The 18143-nt window shown below is 67.0% G+C and carries 19 protein-coding genes; 3 read left to right on the forward strand and 16 right to left on the reverse strand.

The genetic code is table 11. The features are described 5' to 3' along the window. Positions 1 to 19: 19 nt before the first annotated feature. From AC3WN8_RS00480 to htpX, 4 genes are read right to left on the reverse strand one after another with little or no spacing between them, the layout of a single operon-like run. Positions 20 to 1756 carry a heparinase II/III family protein gene (locus tag AC3WN8_RS00480; RefSeq protein WP_492667395.1) on the reverse strand — a complete coding sequence of 579 codons (1737 nt, stop codon included), beginning with the start codon at positions 1754 to 1756 and terminating at the stop codon, positions 20 to 22. Further along, the gene (gene rpe / locus AC3WN8_RS00485; RefSeq protein ID WP_492667396.1) at positions 1753 to 2415 is read right to left on the reverse strand and encodes a ribulose-phosphate 3-epimerase; all 663 of its coding nucleotides are present in this window, start codon (positions 2413 to 2415) and stop codon (positions 1753 to 1755) included. The genes AC3WN8_RS00480 and rpe overlap by 4 nt, the downstream gene beginning before the upstream one ends. A 59-nt stretch (positions 2416 to 2474) precedes the next feature. Next, positions 2475 to 3752: an RsmB/NOP family class I SAM-dependent RNA methyltransferase gene (locus AC3WN8_RS00490; RefSeq protein ID WP_492667397.1), complete on the reverse strand. Its 1278-nt coding sequence runs from the start codon at positions 3750 to 3752 to the stop codon at positions 2475 to 2477. A gap of 45 nt (positions 3753 to 3797) precedes the next feature. After that, positions 3798 to 4745 carry a zinc metalloprotease HtpX gene (gene htpX, locus AC3WN8_RS00495; protein ID WP_492667398.1) on the reverse strand — a complete coding sequence of 316 codons (948 nt, stop codon included), beginning with the start codon at positions 4743 to 4745 and terminating at the stop codon, positions 3798 to 3800. A 68-nt stretch (positions 4746 to 4813) separates the two neighbouring features. On the opposite strand from htpX, the gene AC3WN8_RS00500 reads away from it, so the two are divergent. After that, complete coding sequence (locus AC3WN8_RS00500) at positions 4814 to 4978, forward strand: DUF1674 domain-containing protein (protein ID WP_492667399.1); 165 nt, start codon at positions 4814 to 4816, stop codon at positions 4976 to 4978. A 52-nt stretch (positions 4979 to 5030) separates the two neighbouring features. Here AC3WN8_RS00500 and AC3WN8_RS00505 read toward each other — a convergent pair whose 3' ends face one another. The 4 genes from AC3WN8_RS00505 to AC3WN8_RS00520 all read right to left on the reverse strand — a co-directional run bounded on the left by AC3WN8_RS00505 (position 5031) and on the right by AC3WN8_RS00520 (position 8618). Continuing rightward, complete coding sequence (locus AC3WN8_RS00505) at positions 5031 to 6407, reverse strand: FAD-containing oxidoreductase (RefSeq protein ID WP_492667400.1); 1377 nt, start codon at positions 6405 to 6407, stop codon at positions 5031 to 5033. After that, on the reverse strand, positions 6404 to 6871 hold the full coding sequence (locus tag AC3WN8_RS00510) for a DUF4126 domain-containing protein (RefSeq protein ID WP_492667401.1): 468 nt from the start codon (positions 6869 to 6871) through the stop codon (positions 6404 to 6406). The genes AC3WN8_RS00505 and AC3WN8_RS00510 overlap by 4 nt, the downstream gene beginning before the upstream one ends. An 87-nt stretch (positions 6872 to 6958) precedes the next feature. Next, positions 6959 to 7735, reverse strand: a complete 777-nt coding sequence (locus AC3WN8_RS00515; RefSeq protein ID WP_492667402.1) for an SDR family NAD(P)-dependent oxidoreductase — start codon at positions 7733 to 7735, stop codon at positions 6959 to 6961. Positions 7736 to 7790: 55 nt separating this feature from the next. Then, positions 7791 to 8618: an alpha/beta fold hydrolase gene (locus AC3WN8_RS00520; RefSeq protein ID WP_492667403.1), complete on the reverse strand. Its 828-nt coding sequence runs from the start codon at positions 8616 to 8618 to the stop codon at positions 7791 to 7793. Between the two features lie 141 nt (positions 8619 to 8759). Here AC3WN8_RS00520 and AC3WN8_RS00525 point away from each other — a divergent pair, with 141 nt between their 5' ends. After that, complete coding sequence (locus AC3WN8_RS00525) at positions 8760 to 9743, forward strand: GlxA family transcriptional regulator (protein ID WP_492667404.1); 984 nt, start codon at positions 8760 to 8762, stop codon at positions 9741 to 9743. A gap of 27 nt (positions 9744 to 9770) precedes the next feature. On the opposite strand, the gene nhaA is transcribed toward AC3WN8_RS00525, so the two are convergent. Then, positions 9771 to 11066 carry a Na+/H+ antiporter NhaA gene (nhaA, locus tag AC3WN8_RS00530; protein ID WP_492667405.1) on the reverse strand — a complete coding sequence of 432 codons (1296 nt, stop codon included), beginning with the start codon at positions 11064 to 11066 and terminating at the stop codon, positions 9771 to 9773. A 133-nt stretch (positions 11067 to 11199) separates the two neighbouring features. Here nhaA and AC3WN8_RS00535 point away from each other — a divergent pair, with 133 nt between their 5' ends. Next, positions 11200 to 12219: a L,D-transpeptidase family protein gene (locus AC3WN8_RS00535; RefSeq protein ID WP_492667559.1), complete on the forward strand. Its 1020-nt coding sequence runs from the start codon at positions 11200 to 11202 to the stop codon at positions 12217 to 12219. Between the two features lie 13 nt (positions 12220 to 12232). Here the strand turns inward: AC3WN8_RS00535 and speD are convergent, their stop codons facing one another. The 7 genes from speD to AC3WN8_RS00570 are packed head-to-tail and all read right to left on the reverse strand — an operon-like array spanning position 12233 to position 18137. Further along, a complete protein-coding gene (speD, locus tag AC3WN8_RS00540; protein WP_492667406.1) occupies positions 12233 to 12616 on the reverse strand; it encodes an adenosylmethionine decarboxylase in 384 nt (127 codons plus the stop codon). Next, positions 12613 to 14232 carry an FAD-dependent oxidoreductase gene (locus AC3WN8_RS00545; protein WP_492667407.1) on the reverse strand — a complete coding sequence of 540 codons (1620 nt, stop codon included), beginning with the start codon at positions 14230 to 14232 and terminating at the stop codon, positions 12613 to 12615. The genes speD and AC3WN8_RS00545 overlap by 4 nt, the downstream gene beginning before the upstream one ends. Then, positions 14229 to 15779, reverse strand: coding sequence for a polyamine aminopropyltransferase (locus tag AC3WN8_RS00550; protein WP_492667408.1), 1551 nt, complete (start codon positions 15777 to 15779; stop codon positions 14229 to 14231). Before AC3WN8_RS00550 ends, AC3WN8_RS00545 begins: the two co-directional genes overlap by 4 nt. Next, entirely contained in the window at positions 15772 to 15984 is a 213-nt protein-coding gene (locus AC3WN8_RS00555; RefSeq protein WP_492667409.1) for a DUF350 domain-containing protein, read from the reverse strand. The genes AC3WN8_RS00550 and AC3WN8_RS00555 overlap by 8 nt, the downstream gene beginning before the upstream one ends. A 10-nt stretch (positions 15985 to 15994) precedes the next feature. After that, positions 15995 to 16144, reverse strand: a complete 150-nt coding sequence (locus tag AC3WN8_RS00560) for a hypothetical protein (RefSeq protein WP_492667410.1) — start codon at positions 16142 to 16144, stop codon at positions 15995 to 15997. Continuing rightward, complete coding sequence (locus AC3WN8_RS00565) at positions 16141 to 17469, reverse strand: DUF4178 domain-containing protein (protein WP_492667411.1); 1329 nt, start codon at positions 17467 to 17469, stop codon at positions 16141 to 16143. The genes AC3WN8_RS00560 and AC3WN8_RS00565 overlap by 4 nt, the downstream gene beginning before the upstream one ends. Then, positions 17466 to 18137 carry a DUF4178 domain-containing protein gene (locus tag AC3WN8_RS00570; RefSeq protein ID WP_492667412.1) on the reverse strand — a complete coding sequence of 224 codons (672 nt, stop codon included), beginning with the start codon at positions 18135 to 18137 and terminating at the stop codon, positions 17466 to 17468. The genes AC3WN8_RS00565 and AC3WN8_RS00570 overlap by 4 nt, the downstream gene beginning before the upstream one ends. Positions 18138 to 18143 lie beyond the last annotated feature (6 nt).

Here is an 18143-nt window from a genome sequence, read left to right on the forward strand (position 1 = left end):
CAAAGAAAAGGGCAGGGCATCAACCCGCGCGCTTGAACACCCATCCGATCGCACCGCCATCCGCCGCCGCGGCTGCCGCCACCGCAAGCTGGAGCGTGTTGTGCGGACGGCCGTCGGCATCCACCCAGATGCTGTCCTCGATGGTCAGCGCACCGCCGCGGCAGCGGAACTGCCACAAGGCGCCCTGGCCGATGCGGAGCAACGCGCCCATGCCGTCGGCGGTCGGCGAGGCCTCGACTTTCGGCGCCAGGTGGAATCGCACCGCGAACGGGGTGTTGTCGGGCCTTTTGCGCCGCTCGGAGGGGAGCAGCATATCCTCGCCGCGCAATTCCTTGCCGTCGGACGTGAGCGCGAGCAGGCGGCGATGGATGAAGCCGAAGCGACGGGCATAGCCGTCATGGCTCGCCTCGATCCGGCTGCCGGTATCGACTTCGCGGCGGTCGAGCTCGATCTCCGCGACGCCCCGGCCCATCGTGCCGTCGCCATGGATGGCGGTGCTGTTGCTGTCGGCGACGATCAGCGTCGAATGCGCGGCGCTCGATCGCAGCCCCTGGGTCAGCCGTGCGGGAATATGGGCGCTCGATTCGCGCGATCCGCCGCAATTGACGACCAGCCGGTGGGGCCCGTCGGACATTTCGATGGCGAGCGTCGACGCGCAGCCGCCCGCGCTCAGCCGACTGACAGGGGGCGGCCCCGCATCGACGATCAGCACCGTCGCGCCGCCCGAAAGACGGTGATAGCCCCATTCGCGCGGCTGGCGCTGCGGGCGGGTGCGGATGCCCGAGGCCTCGATCACCGCGGTCACCTTTTCCGCGGGGACGGGCGCGCTGCCCTGGAAGCTGGCAAGCCCGCCATCGCCATGGGTGACGCCGAGCAAGGCGGGCACCGCACGCCCGATCGCCGCTTCGAGCGCGTCGGGCGGGGTCTGCCGGCGCACGTCATAGACCGCGAGCAACATCGACAGCAGCATCACTGCCTCGATCTGGCCGGACGGAGAGCGACAGGCGACGCCGCCATCGGAGAACAGGCCGCTCTGCAATGCGCGCGCCAGGCCGGTTTCGGCGGAGGCAAGCCGCGTGCCCGATCCGGGGATCAGCAGTCCCGCCGCCGCAAGCCCCGCCCAGGCGGCGATACGCGGCACGCCGGGTTCGGCCTTGTCGGCGCCGCGATCGAGATGCCGCGCGCCGCGCGCGAGTGCGTTGAGCACCGCCGAACGATAGATCAGATCGTTGCTCGACAGGATCAGCGGTGCGTGCGCCGTCCAGAACAGGATGCGCTTGCCCCACAAATCGGGCCGCCAGGCGAGGTCGCTGACCTGCTGGGCGTGGCGCGCCGTCCATTTGCGCATCACCGCCTCGGCGATCGGCGCCCCCTGTTCGCGCGTCGCGACGGTGGACAGGTCGCGCAGCCAGGCGAAGCTGTGGATATAGTCGACCAGGCCGGGCGAAACGTCGAGCCGCGCAAAGTCCAGCGCGGCGAGGTCCAGCCGTTCGCCGCGGAACAGGAATGCGCCGGAGAGCAGCGCGCGGCCGGCGCGGATGTCGCCGATCACCGGATCGTCGGGCACCGCCATCAGCTTGAGCGGATAGCGGCCCTTCAATCGCAGCGCATGGAGCGGCGAGCGCCAGCTCAGCCGATGGAAACGCGCGGCCAGACGCTCGGCCAGCGAAAGCCCCTTGTCGCCGCCCAGCCGCACGAGCCTTTTGCCCTGCTCGATGCCGTCGGCGCCCCCACCAATGGGTGGATTGGCGCTCACCCGCCCCTCAATGCCTCGATATTGGCGGCGTAGCGCTCCGGACCGCCGCGGAAGGTGGCGGTGCCCGCGACAAGCGTGTCGGCGCCTGCCGCGATCGCGCGCGGCGCGGTGTTGATGTCGATGCCGCCATCGACTTCCAGCCTTATGTCCTTGCCCGTCTTGTCGATCATCTTGCGGATCGCCTCGATCTTGCGGAGCTGGCTTTCGATGAAACTCTGCCCCCCGAAACCGGGATTAACGCTCATCACGAGGACGAGGTCCACATCCTCGATCAGATAGTCGAGCATCTTGGCCGGGGTGGCGGGGTTGAGCACGACGCCGGCCATCTTGCCGAGCGCCTTGATCGCCTGGACGGTGCGATGGGTATGCGGGCCGGCCTCGGGATGGACGGTGATGATGTCCGCTCCGGCCTCTGCAAAGGCCTCGAGATACGGGTCGACCGGCGAGATCATCAGATGCACGTCGAACGGCTTGGTCGTGTGCGGGCGAAGCGCCTTCACCACCGCCGGGCCGATCGTGATGTTGGGGACGAAATGCCCGTCCATCACATCGACATGGATCCAGTCGGCGCCCGCGGCGTCGATGGCGCGGATCTCCTCGCCCAGTCGGGCGAAGTCGGCGGAAAGGATGGATGGCGCGATGCGGATGGGAGTGCTCATGGACCCTCGGCCTTAGCCAAGGGGCCTTGCGCGGGCAAGCGCGCTATACGTTCCCCGCGTTATCGCCTGATCAGCCGCGCCATGAAGAAGCCGTCCAGTCCGCCCTGTTCGGCAAGCATGCCGGGCAGGGTGCGCACCCAGCCGCGTTCGTGCGGCGATAGTCCCGCAGGGAGTTCGTCGGCCCGGACGGGGTTGAGCGCGATGTCGGGGCGCGACGCCAGCAAGGCGTCGATCTGGTGCTCGCCTTCTTCGGGTTCGAGCGAGCAGGTCGCGTAGACCAGCCGACCGCCGGGCGCGAGCCAATCGACCGCACGGGCGAGCATCCGGCCCTGCAGCGCTGCCATGTCCGCGATCTCGCGCGCGCCGATCCGGTGGAGCACGTCGGGATGTCGGCGGAAAATGCCCGTGGCGGTGCAGGGCGCATCGAGCAGGATGGCATCGGCGGGGGCGCCCGGTGCCCATTCGAGTGCGTCGGCGGTGACGATGTCGAGCGGCAATCCGATGCGTGCGGCATTTTCGGCGACGCGTTCGAGTCGCCGCGCGCTGCGGTCGAGCGCCTTCACTTGCCAGCCCGCCGCCGCGAGCTGGAGCGCCTTGCCGCCCGGTGCGGCGCACAGGTCGAGCGCGACGCCGTCGCCGGAGCCGAGCAGCCGGGCGGGCAGTGACGCGGCAAGATCCTGCACCCACCAGGCACCGTCGTCGAAGCCGGGCAGGCCCTTGACCGGACCATTGTCGGATATGCGGACATGGCCCGGTGCCAGGCTGGTGCCGCCAAGCTTTTCGGTCCAGCGCGCGGTCTCCGCGGCATTTTTCAATGTCAGGTCGAGCGGCGGGGGCGCCGCGAGCGCGGGGCTTGTCGCGGCGACCATCACATCACCCCAATTGGCCGACCAGCGCGCGCGAACATGGTCCGGAAGCGTGGGATGTTCGGGCAATGTCGCGCCGCCGCGCATCAGGCTGCCGAACACGCCATGGACCAGCCGCTTCGGGCCGCCATCGACCAAGGGCAGCACCGTCGAGATCGCCGCATGGGGCGGGGTGCCGAGCGCGAGCGCCTGGACCAGCGCGATGCGCAGCACGGTGCGCGCCTTCGCATCGTCGGGCAGGATCTTCGATGTCGAACCGTCGATCAGCGCGTCGAGATCGGGCAGCCGGCGCAGCGCCTCCGCGGCGATGGCGTGGGCGAGCGCGCGATCCTCGGATTTTTCGATGCCCTGGGTCGCGCCATGGAGCGCGGTCTCCAGTGGCTGGCCGCGGCGGAGCACCGCATCGAGCAGCTTGAGGGCGGCGCGGCGCGCGGCAAGACCGGGCGTGGGGGCTGGATAGCGGGATGTCATCGCTCTCCCCTCGGTGCGGGGGGAAGCGATGTCAAATCCCGACGATCATTTCCGCCGCAGCGGATCGAGCGCGCTGCCGCGCTTGCTGCGGACGGATGAAGGCACGGCGCTCTGCCGGCGCGGCGGCTGGTCGAACCGCGGCGGTGGGCTGTGCAGCCCCATTTCGCCCGCGATCTGCTCGAGTGCGTCGATCCGGTTCTGCGTGTCGGGATGGGTGGAAAACAGGCTGTCGCCCCCGCGTCCGCTGAGCGCCGGCACGATATAGAGCTGCGCCGCCGCCGGATTTCGCTCGATGAAATGATTGGGCACGCGCGCGGCACCCTGTGCCAGCTTGGCGAGTGCGGATGCCAAAGCGCGCGGATTGCCCGAAATCTCCGCGCCGCCACGATCCGCGCCATATTCGCGCGTGCGGCTGATCGCGAGCTGGACGATCATCGCGGCGAAGGGCGCGACGAAGACCGCGAGGATCGTCGCCAGCATATTGCCGCGATTGTCCCCCGAACGGAAGAACAGGCCGAAATTGGCGAGCATCGAGATCGCGCCGGCAATCGTCGCGACCATCGTCATCACCAATGTGTCGCGGTTGCGGACATGCGCAAGTTCATGCGCCATCACGCCAGCGATCTCGTCGCGGCTGAGCATGTTCAGCAGGCCGCTGGTCGCCGCGACCGCCGCATTCTCCGGATTGCGGCCGGTGGCGAAGGCGTTGGGGTGGGGATCGTCGATGATGTAGACGCGCGGCATCGGCAATCCGGCGCGCATGGCGAGCTGGCTCACCAGCCCGACGAATTCGGGCGCGCTCGCGCCGTCGACCTCGCGCGCATTGTGCATGCGCAGCACGATCTTGTCGGCATTCCAATAGGTGAAGAGGTTCATGCCGGCGGCCACCAGCAAAGCGATCAGCGCGCCGCCGCTGCCGCCCAGCGTATAGCCCAGCCCCATGAACAGCGCGGTCAGCGCCGCCAGCAGCATCGTCGTCTTGAAACCGTTCACTTGGCATTCGCTCCTTCGATCCCCAATGTGGGATGGAAGCGCTTCCGCTGCAATATCGAGGTGATGCGATGACCGGCCGCCGTCCAGATCATGTGAAACCCCCGGCGCATCTGTCGAAGAGCCCGCCCGTGCCCGAACCGGAGCCATTGAAGCGTCCGGATGAGGACCCGCTGGGGCGCGATCCCGTCCGCTACGGCGATTGGGAGCTGAAGGGGATCGCGGTCGATTTCTGACCTTTCAATGTCATTCCCGCGTGCGCGGGAATGACAGGGAGGTGATGGAATCCTATTCCGCCGGCTTCAAATCCCCCAGCACTGTCGGGATCAGCTCCGATACCGTCGGGTGGATCGGCACCGCCCATTGCAGCACGCCGTAATCGACATCGGCGTTCATCATGTCGAGAATGCCGTGGATCGCCTCATCGCCGTTCGTGCCGAGGATCGCGGCGCCCAGGATCCGCTTCGTGTCGGCGTCCGCGACGATCTTCATGAAGCCCCGGGTCTCGTCCTTCTCGATCGCCCGGCCGACGCGCGTCATCGGCCGTTTCGAGACGAGCAGTTTTCTGCCGCTCTTGCGCGCCTCGCTCTCACTCATGCCGACGCGCCCGAGCGGTGGATCGGTGTAGAGCGCATAGCCGAGGATGCGATCGCTCAGCTTGCGGTCCGCACCGTCGAGCAGATTGGCGGCGATGATCTCATAGTCATTATAGGCAGTGTGGGTGAACGCGCCGCGGCCATTGCAGTCGCCCATCGCCCAGATGCTGGGGACATTGGTCTCCAGTGCGTCGTTGACGGTGATATAGCCGCGCGCATCGACCGAAACGCCCGCGGCGTCGAGCCCGAGATCGTCGGTATTGGGGCGCCGGCCGACCGCGAGCAGCGCATGCGATCCGGTTTCGGTCGGGCTGCCCGAGTTGCAGTCGACACCGACCTCGATCCCCTGCGGATGGGGGGCGAAGCTGATGCATTCGGCGCCGGTGCGGACCGTGATCCCCTCTGCCTCCATGATCTCCCGGATCGCTTCGGACACGTCCTCATCCTCGCGTGAGACGAGGCGCGGGCCCTTTTCGACGACGGTGACCCTGGCGCCGAAGCGGCGGTACATCTGCGCGAATTCAAGCCCGATATAGCTGCCGCCGACGACGACCAGATGTTCGGGCAATGTATCGAGCTGCAGGATCGAGACATTGGTCAGATAATCGACGTCGTCGACGCCGGGAAAGTCCGGCACATTGGCGCGGCCGCCGACATTGAGGAAGATGCGCGGCGCTGAGATCCTCTCGCCGTCGACCTCCAGCGTATCGGGGCCCGTGAAGCGCGCATGGCCCATGATGAGGGTCAGCCGCTCCATGCCGCGCAGCCATTTTTCGTTGTTGGTCCGCGCATTGGTCGAGACCGCATCGGCGCGGGCCCTGACCTTCTTCATGTCCACCGAGATCGGGCCGGTCTCGACGCCGAAATCGGCGCCGCGCCGGGCGAGATGCGCGGCATAGGCGCTGGCGACCAAAGTCTTGGTGGGCATGCAGCCGGTGTTGACGCAAGTGCCGCCGATCAGCTTGCGCTCGATCAGCGCGACGGTCATGCCGGCCGCGGTCAGCCGACCCGCCAGCGACGGGCCGGCCTGGCCCGCGCCGACGATGATCGCATCGAATGTCCGGGTCATGCTGTGGCGGCGGCGCAGACGATGAGCCAGGCGCCGCCGATCGCGACCACATCCTCGATGAGCGCGGCGGGCCGGTCGGAGCCGAACAGTCCGGCAAGCTTGGCGCGCACCGCGGCGCCGCCATAGGTGCCGATCACCGCGCCGACCGCGCCGATCGCGGCGCCCGACAGAAGCGCCCCGCCTGTCGAGCCGATGGCCGCGCCGGTGACGGCGCCCATCAGGATGCGCGTGCCGAACTGCACCGGCACCTTGCGGCTGGGGGTGGAGGGAAGCTGGTCGGTCACCAGTTCGCCGAGCGCGAGCAGTGTGAGGATCCAGGGGGTAAAACGATAGCCGAGAAAGGCGAGCCAGGTGCCGTCGAGATTGAGCCAGCCACAGGCGGCGGCCCAGCTTATCGCGGCGGGCGCGGTCATCGCGCGCAGTCCGGCGATCACGCCGATCAGAAGAGCAAGAAGCAGGATCATCGGTCGACTCCGTCAGAGGGAGGCAGCGGCCGCATGCTACAGCGATCCGCCGCCTTTCCTAGATGTCATTTCAGTGCGGCAACGATATCAGCGGTAACGCTTTGCCGCATGGGCCAGCGACAGGCCGGGGCGCAGCGCGGTGCGGGTGGCGACGAAGCCGGTCCAGTCGGCGATGTCGGGCAAAGCGGGGATGGTGACGGCTTCCCCGATATCGAGCCCGGCCAGCGCCGCATCGACCATTTGGTCGACCTCCATGATCATTTCGGGCGGGATATTGTCGAGGCTCTCCTTCTCCCAGATCGCGGTGCGGGTGATGCCGGGCAGCACGGCCTGGACGCGGACGCCCTTGGGGCCGAGCTCGGCGGCGATCGCTTCGCTGAACGCGAGCACGAAGGCCTTGGTCGCCGGATAGACCGATGTGAAGGCCTCGGGCATCAGCGCGGTGACCGAGGTGATGTTGACGATCGTGCCGTTGCCCTGGGCGGCGAAACGCGGCGCGATCGCGGCGGTCAGCCGGGTGACGGCGGTGACGTTGAGATTGATCATCATCGTCAACAGCGCCGGGTCGGCGGTCGCGATCGGGCCTTCGCCGGCGATGCCCGCATTGTTGACGAGCATCGCGATCCTCGTGTCGTCGCGCAGGCGCTGTTCGACGATCGCGAGGCCGGCCGCGTCGGACAGGTCGGCGGGCAGGATCTCGACCGCGACCCCGGTTTCCGCGCGCAGCCGCTGCGCGAGCGCTTCGAGCTTGTCGGCGCTGCGCGCGACGAGGATCAGGTCATGGCCGCGTTTGGCGAGGCGATCGGCATAGGTGGCGCCGATACCGGTCGAGGCGCCGGTGACGAGTGCGGTTCCGTTGCTCATGTCATATTTCCTTGAAATGCGCGGGCGGGGATGGCCCCGCCCGCGACGTTGGTGTTCAGTTGCGGAAGAAGGTCAGCAGGTCGGCATTGAAGCGGTCCTGCTCGGTCTGGGGCAGGCCATGGCTGCTGCCTTCGTAGATCTTGAGGATCGAGCCCTGGACCAGCTTCGAGGACATCAGCGCGGAGGCGCCGATCGGTACGATCTGGTCGTCGTCGCCATGCAGGATCAAAGTGGGGCGATCGATCTTCTTCAGATCCTCGGTGAAGTCGCTCTCGGAAAAGGCGCGGATCGAGTCGAGCTGGCCCTTGAGCCCGCCCATCATGCCCTGCCGCCAGAATTCCTCACGGATGCCTTCGGAGATCACGGCGCCGTCGCGGTTATAGCCATAAAAGGGGATCGTCAGATCCTTGAAGAATTGCGAGCGATTGTCATAGGTGCCCTTGCGGATGCCGTCGAAGACGTCGAGCGGCAGGCCGCCCGGATTGGCTTCGGTCTTCAGCATCAGCGGGGGAACCGCGCCGACCAGCACGACCTTGGCGATGCGGCTGGTGCCGTGGCGGCCGAGATAGCGGGTCACTTCGCCGCCACCCGTCGAATGGCCGACCAGGATGACGTTGGTCAGATCGAGCTGGTCGAGCAACTCGCCGAGATCGTCGGCATATTGATCCATGGTGTTGTCGTTCCACACCTGGTCCGACCGGCCATGGCTGCGGCGGTCATGGGCGATGGTGCGGAAACCCTGATTGGCGAAGAACACCATCTGCCCGTCCCATGCGTCGGCGCTGAGCGGCCAGCCATGCGAGAAGACGATGGGCTGGGCGTCCTTGCTGCCCCAGTCCTTGTAGAAGATGCGGGTGCCGTCCTTGGTGGTGATCGTGCTCATCGTTCGATCCTTTCGAAATACCGGGTTCTGAAGACTGTCGGTGCGTTTCCGCTGCCGATGGACAGGAGATAGGCCGCTTCCGGAACGATCGGGATTGGCGTATCCGACATAAGACAGGTCAAAACTGACAAAGGTGTGACGATGACGCAGACTGTGGCGAACCCGTCAAAGGCGGAAGTCGGATTGCTGCTCTATCCGGGCTGCCAGATGGCGATGATCCACGGCATGACCGATCTGCTCGCGATCGCGGGCAATTTCTCCGAGAAGCATGGCGGCCAAAGGCTGCGAGTCAGCCATTGGCAGCGCGGCGACGATGGCTGTTTTACCCGTTGCTACGACACCGATCCGAGCAGCGGCGGCGAGCCGGAGGTGCTGATCGTGCCCGGACGGCTATCGGGCCCGGTCACGCCCGAAGAGGCGGCACCCTATGCCCGCTGGCTGCTCAATCGCCATGCCCAGGGCGCGACGCTCGTCTCCAATTGCGGCGGCGCATTCCTGCTGGCGTCGACCGGGCTGCTCGCCGGACGGCGCGTCACCACGCATTGGGCGTTCGCCGACGCCTTTCGCGCGCGCTTTCCCGATGTGACGGTCGATCCGGACAAGATGGTGATCGAGGATGGCGACATCATTACCGCGGGCGGGTTGATGGCCTGGACCGATCTCGGCATGCGGCTGGTCGATCGGCTGCTCGGGCCGACGGTGATGATGGAGACCGGCAAGTTCCTGCTGATCGACCCGGCCGGGCGCGAACAGCGGCATTACAGCAATTTCGCGCCGACGCTCACCCATGGCGACGAAGTGATCCTGAAGGTCCAGCATTGGCTGCAGGCCAAGGGCGCGCGCGACGTCGGCGTCCGTGAGATGGCGGCGGAAGCGCATCTGGAGGAACGGACCTTCCTGCGGCGCTTCCGTGCGGCGACGGGGCTGAAGCCCACCGAATATGCGCAGAAGCTGCGCGTCGGGAAAGCGCGCGAATTGCTCGAATTCACCAATCGCCCGGTCGACCAGATCGCCTGGTCGGTCGGTTACGAGGATGCCGGTGCGTTCCGCAAGGTGTTCAACAAGGTGACCGGGTTGCCGCCGGGCGATTATCGGCGACGTTTCGGGATATCGGTGCAGGCGTAGCTTTCCACCGTTCGGGCTTCGACAAGCTCAGTCCAAGCGGGTGGGGAGGGCGCGCTTTGCTTCATCCTCGGTCCGCGCATCGCCGTCCGCATCGATCTCGCGCGACATCTCCGCTTCCTCGGCCTCATAGGCGGCATGCGCCGGTGCCAGCCGGAGCACGGCGTAGCCCGCGATCGCCGACAGCAGCGAACCGAGCAGCACGCCGATCTTGGCTTCCTCGATCAGCAGCGGATCGCCGGGAAAGGCGAGGGCACCGATGAACAGGCTCATGGTGAAGCCGATGCCGCACATCAGCGAGACACCGTAGATCTGGAGCCAGGTCGCGCCGCGCAGCTTGCCGGCGATGCCCAGCTTCACCGACAGCCAGATGCTGCCGAAAATGCCGATCTGCTTGCCCAGGAACAGTCCGGCGGCGATGCCGAGCGGCAGCGGCGCCAGAAGCTGGGCGAACCCCATGCCCGCCAGCGACACGCCGGCATTGGCGAAACCGAACAGCGGCACGATCGCATAGGCGACGCTCGGGTGCAGCGCATGTTCGAGCCGATGGAGCGGGGAATCCGCGGCATCGGGCGCCCCCGGCGTGCGCTTGATCGGAATGACGAAGGCGGCAAGGACGCCGGCGATGGTCGCATGGACGCCCGACAGCAGCACTGCGTACCACAGCAAGGCCGCGCCGATCATATAGGGGGTGAGCGCGGTCACCCCGCGCCGGTTGAGCAGCATCATGCCCGCCAGGATGGCAGCGGCGACGCCGAGCGCGATCAGGTTGATGCTGGCGGTATAGGCGATCGCGATGATCGCCACCGCGCCCATATCGTCGACGATCGCGACGGTGGTCAGGAACAGTTTGAGCGATGTCGGCGCGCGGCTGCCGAGCAAGGCAAGCACGCCGATGGCAAAGGCGATGTCGGTCGCGGCGGGGATCGCCCACCCCGCCGCGAGATCGGGTGTTCCACCGGCGGCCGTCAGATAGATCGCCGCGGGCACCACCATGCCGGCGGCCGCGGCAAGCACCGGCAGCCGGCGCTGTTGCCACGTCGCCAGCCGTCCGTCGACGAACTCGCGCTTGATCTCCAGCCCGACCAGCAGGAAGAAGACCGCCATCAGCCCGTCGTTGATCCACAGATGCGCGGTCATCGGTCCGAGCTTTTCGCTCAGCACCGGTCCGATCGGGGCATGAAGCAGATGGTGATAGACTTCACCGAGCGGCCCGTTGGCCACGATCAGCGCCAGCGCCGCCGCCGCCATGAGGATGATTCCGCCCGCAGCCTCGCTGTGCAGGAAATCGCGCAATGCGGAAACGGGGCCGGTGCGTTGGGTCATGCCGCACAGTCCTACCGGGTGAGGCCGGCAACGCAAGGATGGTCGGGGCGGATAAAACCGCGCTCCGGAACGTTGTCATGGCGATATCATTCGGGAGTGTCCGTTGCGTATTATCCTTTGGCTCGTCGGAGCACTGTTGCTGATCGGGGCTGTCGTCATCGCCTTGCCTCATATCCTGGTGCGCGAAGAGCCGGCGCCATCACCGGACGTCGCCGCGCAGATGCCCGCCGCGGACGACCAGCCGCGCCCGATCATGCAGATACAGGTCGCCCTCGATCGGCTGGGCTTCGGCAGCGGCGTGATCGACGGCAAGGAAGGCCAGTCCTTCACGGCCGCGCTGCGCGGTTTCCAGGAATCGAGGGGGCTGACGGAGAGCGGTACGCTCGACACACCGACGCGCGCCGCGCTGGCCGAGTGGGCCAACATCCCGGCGACGCGGATCGTCACCATCTCCGCCGATTTCGCCAAGGGGCCGTTCACGCCGATCATCCCGCGCGATCCCGCCGCGCAGGCGAAGCTGCCGATGATGGGCTATCGCAACCTCGCCGAAAAGCTCGCCGAGCGCTTCCATACCGATCCGGCAACCTTGATCGCACTCAATCCGCCCGGCACGAAGATCGGCGCCGGACTGGCGATCCGCGTCCCCAATATCGGTGATGCGGCAATCGATCCGGCCAGGGCGGACAATGCCGACTGGCGGGTCACGCTCGCAACGCTCGGGGTCGGCACCGATCAGCCCCAGGCGGACCGGGTGGTCGTCGACAAATCGGAATCGGTGCTCAAGATATTCGACGCCAGCGATCGGCTGATCGCGCAATTCCCGGCGACGATGGGCAGCGAGCATGATCCGCTGCCGCTGGGCGACTGGACGATCAAGGGATCATCCTACAATCCGCCATTCCATTATAATCCCGATCTGTTCTGGGACGCGTCGAGCAAACACGGCAAGGAATTGCTGCCGCCCGGCCCCAATGGCCCAGTTGGCGTGGTGTGGATCGACCTGTCCAAGCCGCATTACGGAATCCACGGCACGCCCGAGCCGCAATCGATCGGCCGCAGCGAGAGTCATGGCTGCATTCGTCTGACCAATTGGGATGCCGCACGGCTGGCGATGATGGTGAAGCCGGGGATGCGGGCGCGCTTCGTGGCCTGAAACCGCCTGGCCGCTACGGTCTGACCGGCGCCATCCCATAGCCGCGACTGATCGTGCGCTGCTCGATCCGTTCGGGCGCGAGCCGCTCGGCAACCGCGGCGAGCGCCGCGTCCAGATCGTGCCGGGTGCCGCACAGGAAGAAATCGAGCGCGGCATAGCCATGTTCGGGCCAGCTATGGATCGAGATATGCGATTCCGCGAGCAAGGCCACGCCGGTCACGCCCTGGCCCGGGCCGAAGCCATGGAGCCTGATCTCCAGCAAGGTCGCACCGGCCGCATCGACCGCTGCGCGCAGCGCGGTTTCGATCAATGCCATATCGTCGAGCCCGGTGCAGCCGTGCAGGTCCGCCAGCAGATGACGGCCATCATAGGCGGGGGCGGGCATCGGCTGGGTCATAGCATGGTCTCATATGCGTGGCCGGTGAAGCGCATCGCGCCCTCCGCCGCCAGCACGCCGCGATAATGCGCTTCCTCGAACAGCGATAGCCCGCTCAGGTCTGAATGCGCCAGGAAAACGGGTGGGCGCGTCGCCGCCGCGGCTTGCGGCGCAGCCTTCCAGATGAAGCCGGGGGTGGGGCGGATCATCGCATGGCCCCAGCGCCAGATGTCGATGCTGCGGATCGCGCCCTCCAGATCGGGATTGGTCGCCAGCAGATCGTCGGCGACGATGTGGCGCCAATCCTCGGCCGGGCGCTCGACGAGCAGGCGGCGCGCAGCGGCGGGCGCCATGGTCGACAAGGGCAGATACCAGGTCAGCACGGTCTCGTTGCGACGCGCACCGATCGTCTGGTGAGTCGCGACGACATAGCCGAGCGCTTCGGACGTCGCGGAGACATTGTCCCAGGCCAGCTTCGCGCCGCGCCCGGCGGGATGGCGGTCGACCGTGACATTGGCGATCAGCCAGGGTGCGTAGCCAAAGGCCTTTGCGGGCGCCGTCAGTTCGGGTGCGATCCGTGCCGCGACGAAATGCGGCATGGCGAGGATCGCGGCGGCCGCGCGCGTGCGGATGCTGACGCCCCGGGCGACGTCGAAACTGTCGATGGCGACGCCGTCCTTGTCGGACAGGGCACGGAACACGATCCGCCCCGGCGCGATCCGCGGTGCGAAGCGCGCGGCCATCGCGCGGGTCAGTCGCGCATTGCCCTCTGCCCAGGTGAGGACATCGTCGCCCGCGCCGTTCGCGGCCCAGCCGCGCCGGCCCGCGAAATAATGGATGCCTGCCCAGGCGGAGACGTCGCCGGGCTCGCAGCCATAATCGTCGCGGCAGCAATAGCGCAGATGCGCGCGCAGCACCGGCGATCGCCAGCCCTGCGCATCGAGCCAGTCGGCAAAGCCGATCCGGTCGAGCGCGAGCAGATCGGCATCCTGCGAACTATAGGCGAGGGGCAGCGCAAAGGCCGGCTTGCCGTCGCTGCCGATCCGAGCGGCAAACGCCTTCATCGCGGCATCGAACGCGACGAGATCGGCTTCGTCGTCCTCGCTCAGCGCGCTGTGCGGCACCAGCCCTTCCTGCCAGCGACCCTTCCAGAGCAGCCGTTCTTCGAGATCGGCGCAGAGCTGATAGGGATCATAGACCGGCGCGCCGTCCTGTTCGCCGGTGATCATGCCGAATTGCGTCAGCATGCGGCGAAGCGCGGTCGCTTCGCGGTTCGCCACCGGCAGATAATGCGCGCCGAGCGGATAGGCGGAGACGGCGTTGCGGCCGCTACGGGCATTGCCGCCCACTTCGTCTTCCAGTTCGAGCAGGTGGAAATCGTCATGGCCGGCTTGCGTGAGCGCCCAGCCGGCCGCGAGCCCGGCGACGCCGCCGCCCGCAATGACGATGCCCGTGCGTTCCTCATGCGCGGGCGCGGGGAAACCGCCGTCGCGCAGGCGGTGGCCGCGCGCCATGTCCGCACCGCCCTCATTGCCCGGCGGTGCGCCGCCTTGTGTCACGCCCCAGCCGATCCCCGCCGCCGCGACGCCGGCACCGGCGCCCGCGATCAGCGTGCGCCTGCTCGGCTGCCAGCTCATCCCTCGTACCGCGCCCATTCGGCGGCGAATTCGCGGACCAGCGCCTGATTGTCGAGCCGGTTCACCGGCATCGGCCGGCGCGCCATGTCGGGCGGGAAATCGAACAGCCGCTCGGCGGTCTCGGCGGACAGGAAACGCGCACCCGGCAGGATTTGCGCATGAGCGGGAACCGCGCCGTGCGCCGCCAAGATGAAGCCCCATTCGCCGAAGCTCGGCACATAGGCATGATAGGGTCTGGTCGTCAGGCCCGCCGCCTCGATCGTCGCCGCCACTGTCCAGAAGGCGCCGGGTGCGACGAGCGGTGAGGTGCTCTGCACCACCGCGACGCCATCGGGCGCGAGCACGCGCGACAGTTCGCGGTAGAAGCTCTCTGTATAGAGTTTGCCGACCGAGAAGTCGGTCGGGTCGGGCAGGTCGACGATGATCGCGTCATAACGGCCGCGCGCCTCGCGCAGCCAGCGGAAGCCGTCGGCATTGATGACGCGCAGTCGCGGATCGGTCAGCGAGCCGCGATTGAGCGCGACCAGCATGTCGCTTTGCGAGAACAGCTTGGTCATCGCCGGATCGAGATCGACCAGAGTGATGTGACGCACGTCAGGATGCTTGAGCACTTCGCGCGCGGCGAGCCCGTCGCCGCCGCCCAGGATCAGCACCTCGCGGGGATGCGCGACGCGGCCGATCGCCGGATGGACCAAAGCTTCATGATAGCGATATTCGTCGCGCGACGAGAATTGCAGATTGCCGTTGAGGAACAGCCTTACATCGTCGCCGTTGCGGGTGAGCACGATGCGCTGGAAGGGCGTGGAAACCGCGTAGATGACGGGCTCGCCATAGCCGGCGACTTCCGCCCAGCGCTGGAGCCGTTCGGCGACGACGAAGCCGCCGAGCAGCAGGATGGCGGCGGCGATGCCCGCGATCTTCTCCGCCAGCATCGCGCGCCGCGACGGCAGCATGAACAGCACGGCGAGCGCCACCGCGACATTGAGCAGGCCGAACAGGAATCCGGTGCGGATCATGCCCAGCCAGGGCATCAGCACCAGCGGGAACAGCAAAGATGCGGCAAGCGCGCCGACATAGTCGAAGGTCAGCACGTTGGAGACCGTCTCGCTGAAGGCGAAGCGCCCGCGCAGGATGCGCATCAGCAACGGGATCTCGAGCCCGACGAAGAAACCGATCGCGAGCACCAGCGCGTAGAGCGCGACACGGAAATGGTCGAGCATCGGGAACAATGTGAACAGCGCCGCGGCGGACCAGCCGCCGAGCAGCGCGATCAGGATTTCGACGCGGACGAACAGGCGCAGTTCGTCGCGCTTCACATAGCGCGAGCACCAGCTGCCGATCCCCATCGCGAACAGATAGGTGCCGATGACGGTTGAGAATTGCGTGACGCTGTCGCCCAGCAAATAGCTGGCGATGGTGCTGGCGAGCAATTCATAGACCAGGCCGCAGGTGGCGACGACGAAGACGGAGACGAGCAGCGCCCCCGCAAATGCCGATCCCTGAGGATGAGAACTGGTCGCGTCTTCTTCAGCCGGACTCTCAGCCATGGATGGCGGCGGCGACGATGATCGCGAGCCCGATCGCGACCGCGCCGGCGAACTGCGCGACCGCGCGGTTCTGCTTCTCGTTGATCTCCTGCCACAATTTGCCGGGGGTCAGCAGGTCGAGGACGACGAAGCCGATGACGAACACGGCGATGCCGATGCCGGCATAGAGCAGGGTGTTGAGCAGGGCGGGGACCGTGGTGACCATCGCATTCCTCCTATTTGTGGTTGGGGCCGCCGGCATAGAAGCCGGCGCGGGTTGCGCGGCCGCCGTCGGCAAAGGGCGAATATCCGGAAAAGGCGCTCATCAGGAACAGGACGACGACGCCGCAGCACCACAGGCCGTAGAGAAAAACGCCCTTGCTCATTCGTCGTCCCCGTCATCATCGTCGTCGTCGCTGCCGGCGAAATCGCTCTCGCCGCGCCGCGCGGTCTCGAATGTGGCGTGGCGCCACAGCAGGAAACCGATCGGCAGGATGACGACGATCAGCGCCAGCCAGAAGTTGGACAGGAAGAAGCCGCCGGGCGCGACCGAAATCTTCAGCGACACCGCGGGTTCCGATCCGCCCCATCCGTCCGACGCATAAGAGGGTGACGAGCCCGATCCGCTCCAGCGGCTCGCCGAGGCATCGACCACCAGATCATAGGTGCCGGCGGGCAGAACCGCGAGCTTGGTCGTCTTGTCGCGGCTGCCCTCGGTCCAGGCGCCGTCGGAATCGCTGCCCGAATAATGTTCGACCAGGCCATAGGCCTCGTAGCTCGCCTGGGTCTTGCGATCGACCAGCGCATAATCGATGTCGACCCACAGATTGTCGATATCCGGCGCCTCGGCGGCGATCGTCACCGCCTGGCTCGGTCGCGGCAGGACGATCGGGCCGAAGGTCTGGCTGATCGCTTCGCGGCCCGGGGTCAGCGCCATGGTGAAGGATTGCGCCTCGCCCTTGCGTCCGAACAGGATGATGATGAAGACGAGCGCCGCGAGCGTGACCAGCCCGAGCTTGAAGGCGCCCTTCAGGCTCGCGCCATAGGGCGATGGCTGATGCGGCAGCGGCGGCCGGCCGCTCCCCGGCCAGGGCCTGGGCGGATCGACACCGAAGGCGCCGATCTCCTTGGGCGACAGCAGTTCGTTCAATGTCCAGTTGCGTTCGGATTCATTGCCCTCGAACGACAGCATCGTGCCGGGGCGGACATAATCGGCGGTCTGGACCTGTTCGCCCACCGCGACCCGCCAATAGAATTCGCCGAGCACATAATCGACCTGCGCATCGCCGCGGAAGAACGCGTCATAGGTCTCGCCGTTGACCGACAGCGTGCCGTGCGAGACATATTTCGGCGTCGCGGTCAGCATCGTGCCGAAGTTCCAGCCGCGCCCGTCCGTCGTCAGCCAGCGATAGCCGTGATAGGGATTGAACAGCAGATATTCTTCCCAGGGATAGGATCCGCCCTCCGACCGGCCGAGATAGCCGATCGCTTCCCATTCGACCCCGCGCAACGTGCCGCGCGTTCCCAGCGGGATGGTCAGCGCGCGTGCCGCCTCCGCATAGCGTTCGATGATCTGGACGTCGGGGTTGGTGACGTCGAGCACGCTGCTGCAATATTGGCAGACGATCGTGACGGTGTAGCCAGCCGCACGCATTTCGACGGTGCCGCCGCATGCGGGACAGGTGAGCGCGCTGACGGCGGGATCGGTCATGCCGCGAAGCTCGGGATCGTCCAGCCGTCGAGCGCGCGCAGATCCTGCGGCCCGAGCTCGGCAAGCGTCACATAGCGGCCGGTGTAGAGCGACGCTTCGGTCCCGTCATGCTGGAAGCTGGCGCAGGCGCCGACGGCCGAGCGGAAATCGACGCTCTTCACTTTCCAGCCCGCTGGCGCGCTGAACGGCAGTTCGCCTTCGCAGGCGATGCAGACCGCGTCCTTGATGTCGGCCACCTGATAGTCGATCCCGTCGATCTTGGCTTCTTCGCCCGGCTTGGCGTTGCCGCCTTTGGCGAGATGCGAGACCACGCGCGCCAGCGACCCCTTGAGCGGTTTTTCGAACAGCAGCATGAACTGCCCCATCGCTTCGCCCAGCCAGGCGTCGCGGCCGTCGGCGAACAGCAACAGCCATTCGTTCCACGCGCCGTCGCTCCAGCCCCAGCGGACACGGCCGATCACGTCGAATGCCTGGCCGTCGAAGCTGCCACGCGTGCCGATCCGGATCGGGCTGACGTCGAAGGGCAGCACTGCCATTTCGCCGGCAGCGCGGACACCATCGTCGATCCGGGTGACGGCGGTCCGGCAATAGTCGCACACTTTCACCGGCAGCGCCGGCGAACGGAACACGACTTCCGCGCCGCAATTGGGGCAATTGACGCTCAGCATCGCCGC

Source organism: Sphingobium sp. FW305-3-2-15-F-TSA7 (assembly GCF_058787155.1).

What these genes read in the sequence shown, in the direction of transcription:
- AC3WN8_RS00555 (WP_492667409.1), bottom strand. Translation starts at nt 15,984, where the DNA reads ATGGTCACCACGGTCCCCGCCCTGCTCAACACCCTGCTCTATGCCGGC.
- speD (WP_492667406.1), bottom strand. Translation starts at nt 12,616, where the DNA reads ATGACCCAGCCGATGCCCGCCCCCGCCTATGATGGCCGTCATCTGCTG.
- AC3WN8_RS00545 (WP_492667407.1), bottom strand. Translation starts at nt 14,232, where the DNA reads ATGAGCTGGCAGCCGAGCAGGCGCACGCTGATCGCGGGCGCCGGTGCC.
- AC3WN8_RS00525 (WP_492667404.1), top strand. Translation starts at nt 8,760, where the DNA reads ATGACGCAGACTGTGGCGAACCCGTCAAAGGCGGAAGTCGGATTGCTG.
- AC3WN8_RS00520 (WP_492667403.1), bottom strand. Translation starts at nt 8,618, where the DNA reads ATGAGCACGATCACCACCAAGGACGGCACCCGCATCTTCTACAAGGAC.
- AC3WN8_RS00565 (WP_492667411.1), bottom strand. Translation starts at nt 17,469, where the DNA reads ATGACCGATCCCGCCGTCAGCGCGCTCACCTGTCCCGCATGCGGCGGC.
- rpe (WP_492667396.1), bottom strand. Translation starts at nt 2,415, where the DNA reads ATGAGCACTCCCATCCGCATCGCGCCATCCATCCTTTCCGCCGACTTC.
- AC3WN8_RS00515 (WP_492667402.1), bottom strand. Translation starts at nt 7,735, where the DNA reads ATGAGCAACGGAACCGCACTCGTCACCGGCGCCTCGACCGGTATCGGC.
- AC3WN8_RS00510 (WP_492667401.1), bottom strand. Translation starts at nt 6,871, where the DNA reads ATGATCCTGCTTCTTGCTCTTCTGATCGGCGTGATCGCCGGACTGCGC.
- AC3WN8_RS00570 (WP_492667412.1), bottom strand. Translation starts at nt 18,137, where the DNA reads ATGCTGAGCGTCAATTGCCCCAATTGCGGCGCGGAAGTCGTGTTCCGT.
- AC3WN8_RS00550 (WP_492667408.1), bottom strand. Translation starts at nt 15,779, where the DNA reads ATGGCTGAGAGTCCGGCTGAAGAAGACGCGACCAGTTCTCATCCTCAG.
- AC3WN8_RS00490 (WP_492667397.1), bottom strand. Translation starts at nt 3,752, where the DNA reads ATGACATCCCGCTATCCAGCCCCCACGCCCGGTCTTGCCGCGCGCCGC.
- AC3WN8_RS00500 (WP_492667399.1), top strand. Translation starts at nt 4,814, where the DNA reads ATGACCGGCCGCCGTCCAGATCATGTGAAACCCCCGGCGCATCTGTCG.
- nhaA (WP_492667405.1), bottom strand. Translation starts at nt 11,066, where the DNA reads ATGACCCAACGCACCGGCCCCGTTTCCGCATTGCGCGATTTCCTGCAC.
- AC3WN8_RS00505 (WP_492667400.1), bottom strand. Translation starts at nt 6,407, where the DNA reads ATGACCCGGACATTCGATGCGATCATCGTCGGCGCGGGCCAGGCCGGC.
- AC3WN8_RS00560 (WP_492667410.1), bottom strand. Translation starts at nt 16,144, where the DNA reads ATGAGCAAGGGCGTTTTTCTCTACGGCCTGTGGTGCTGCGGCGTCGTC.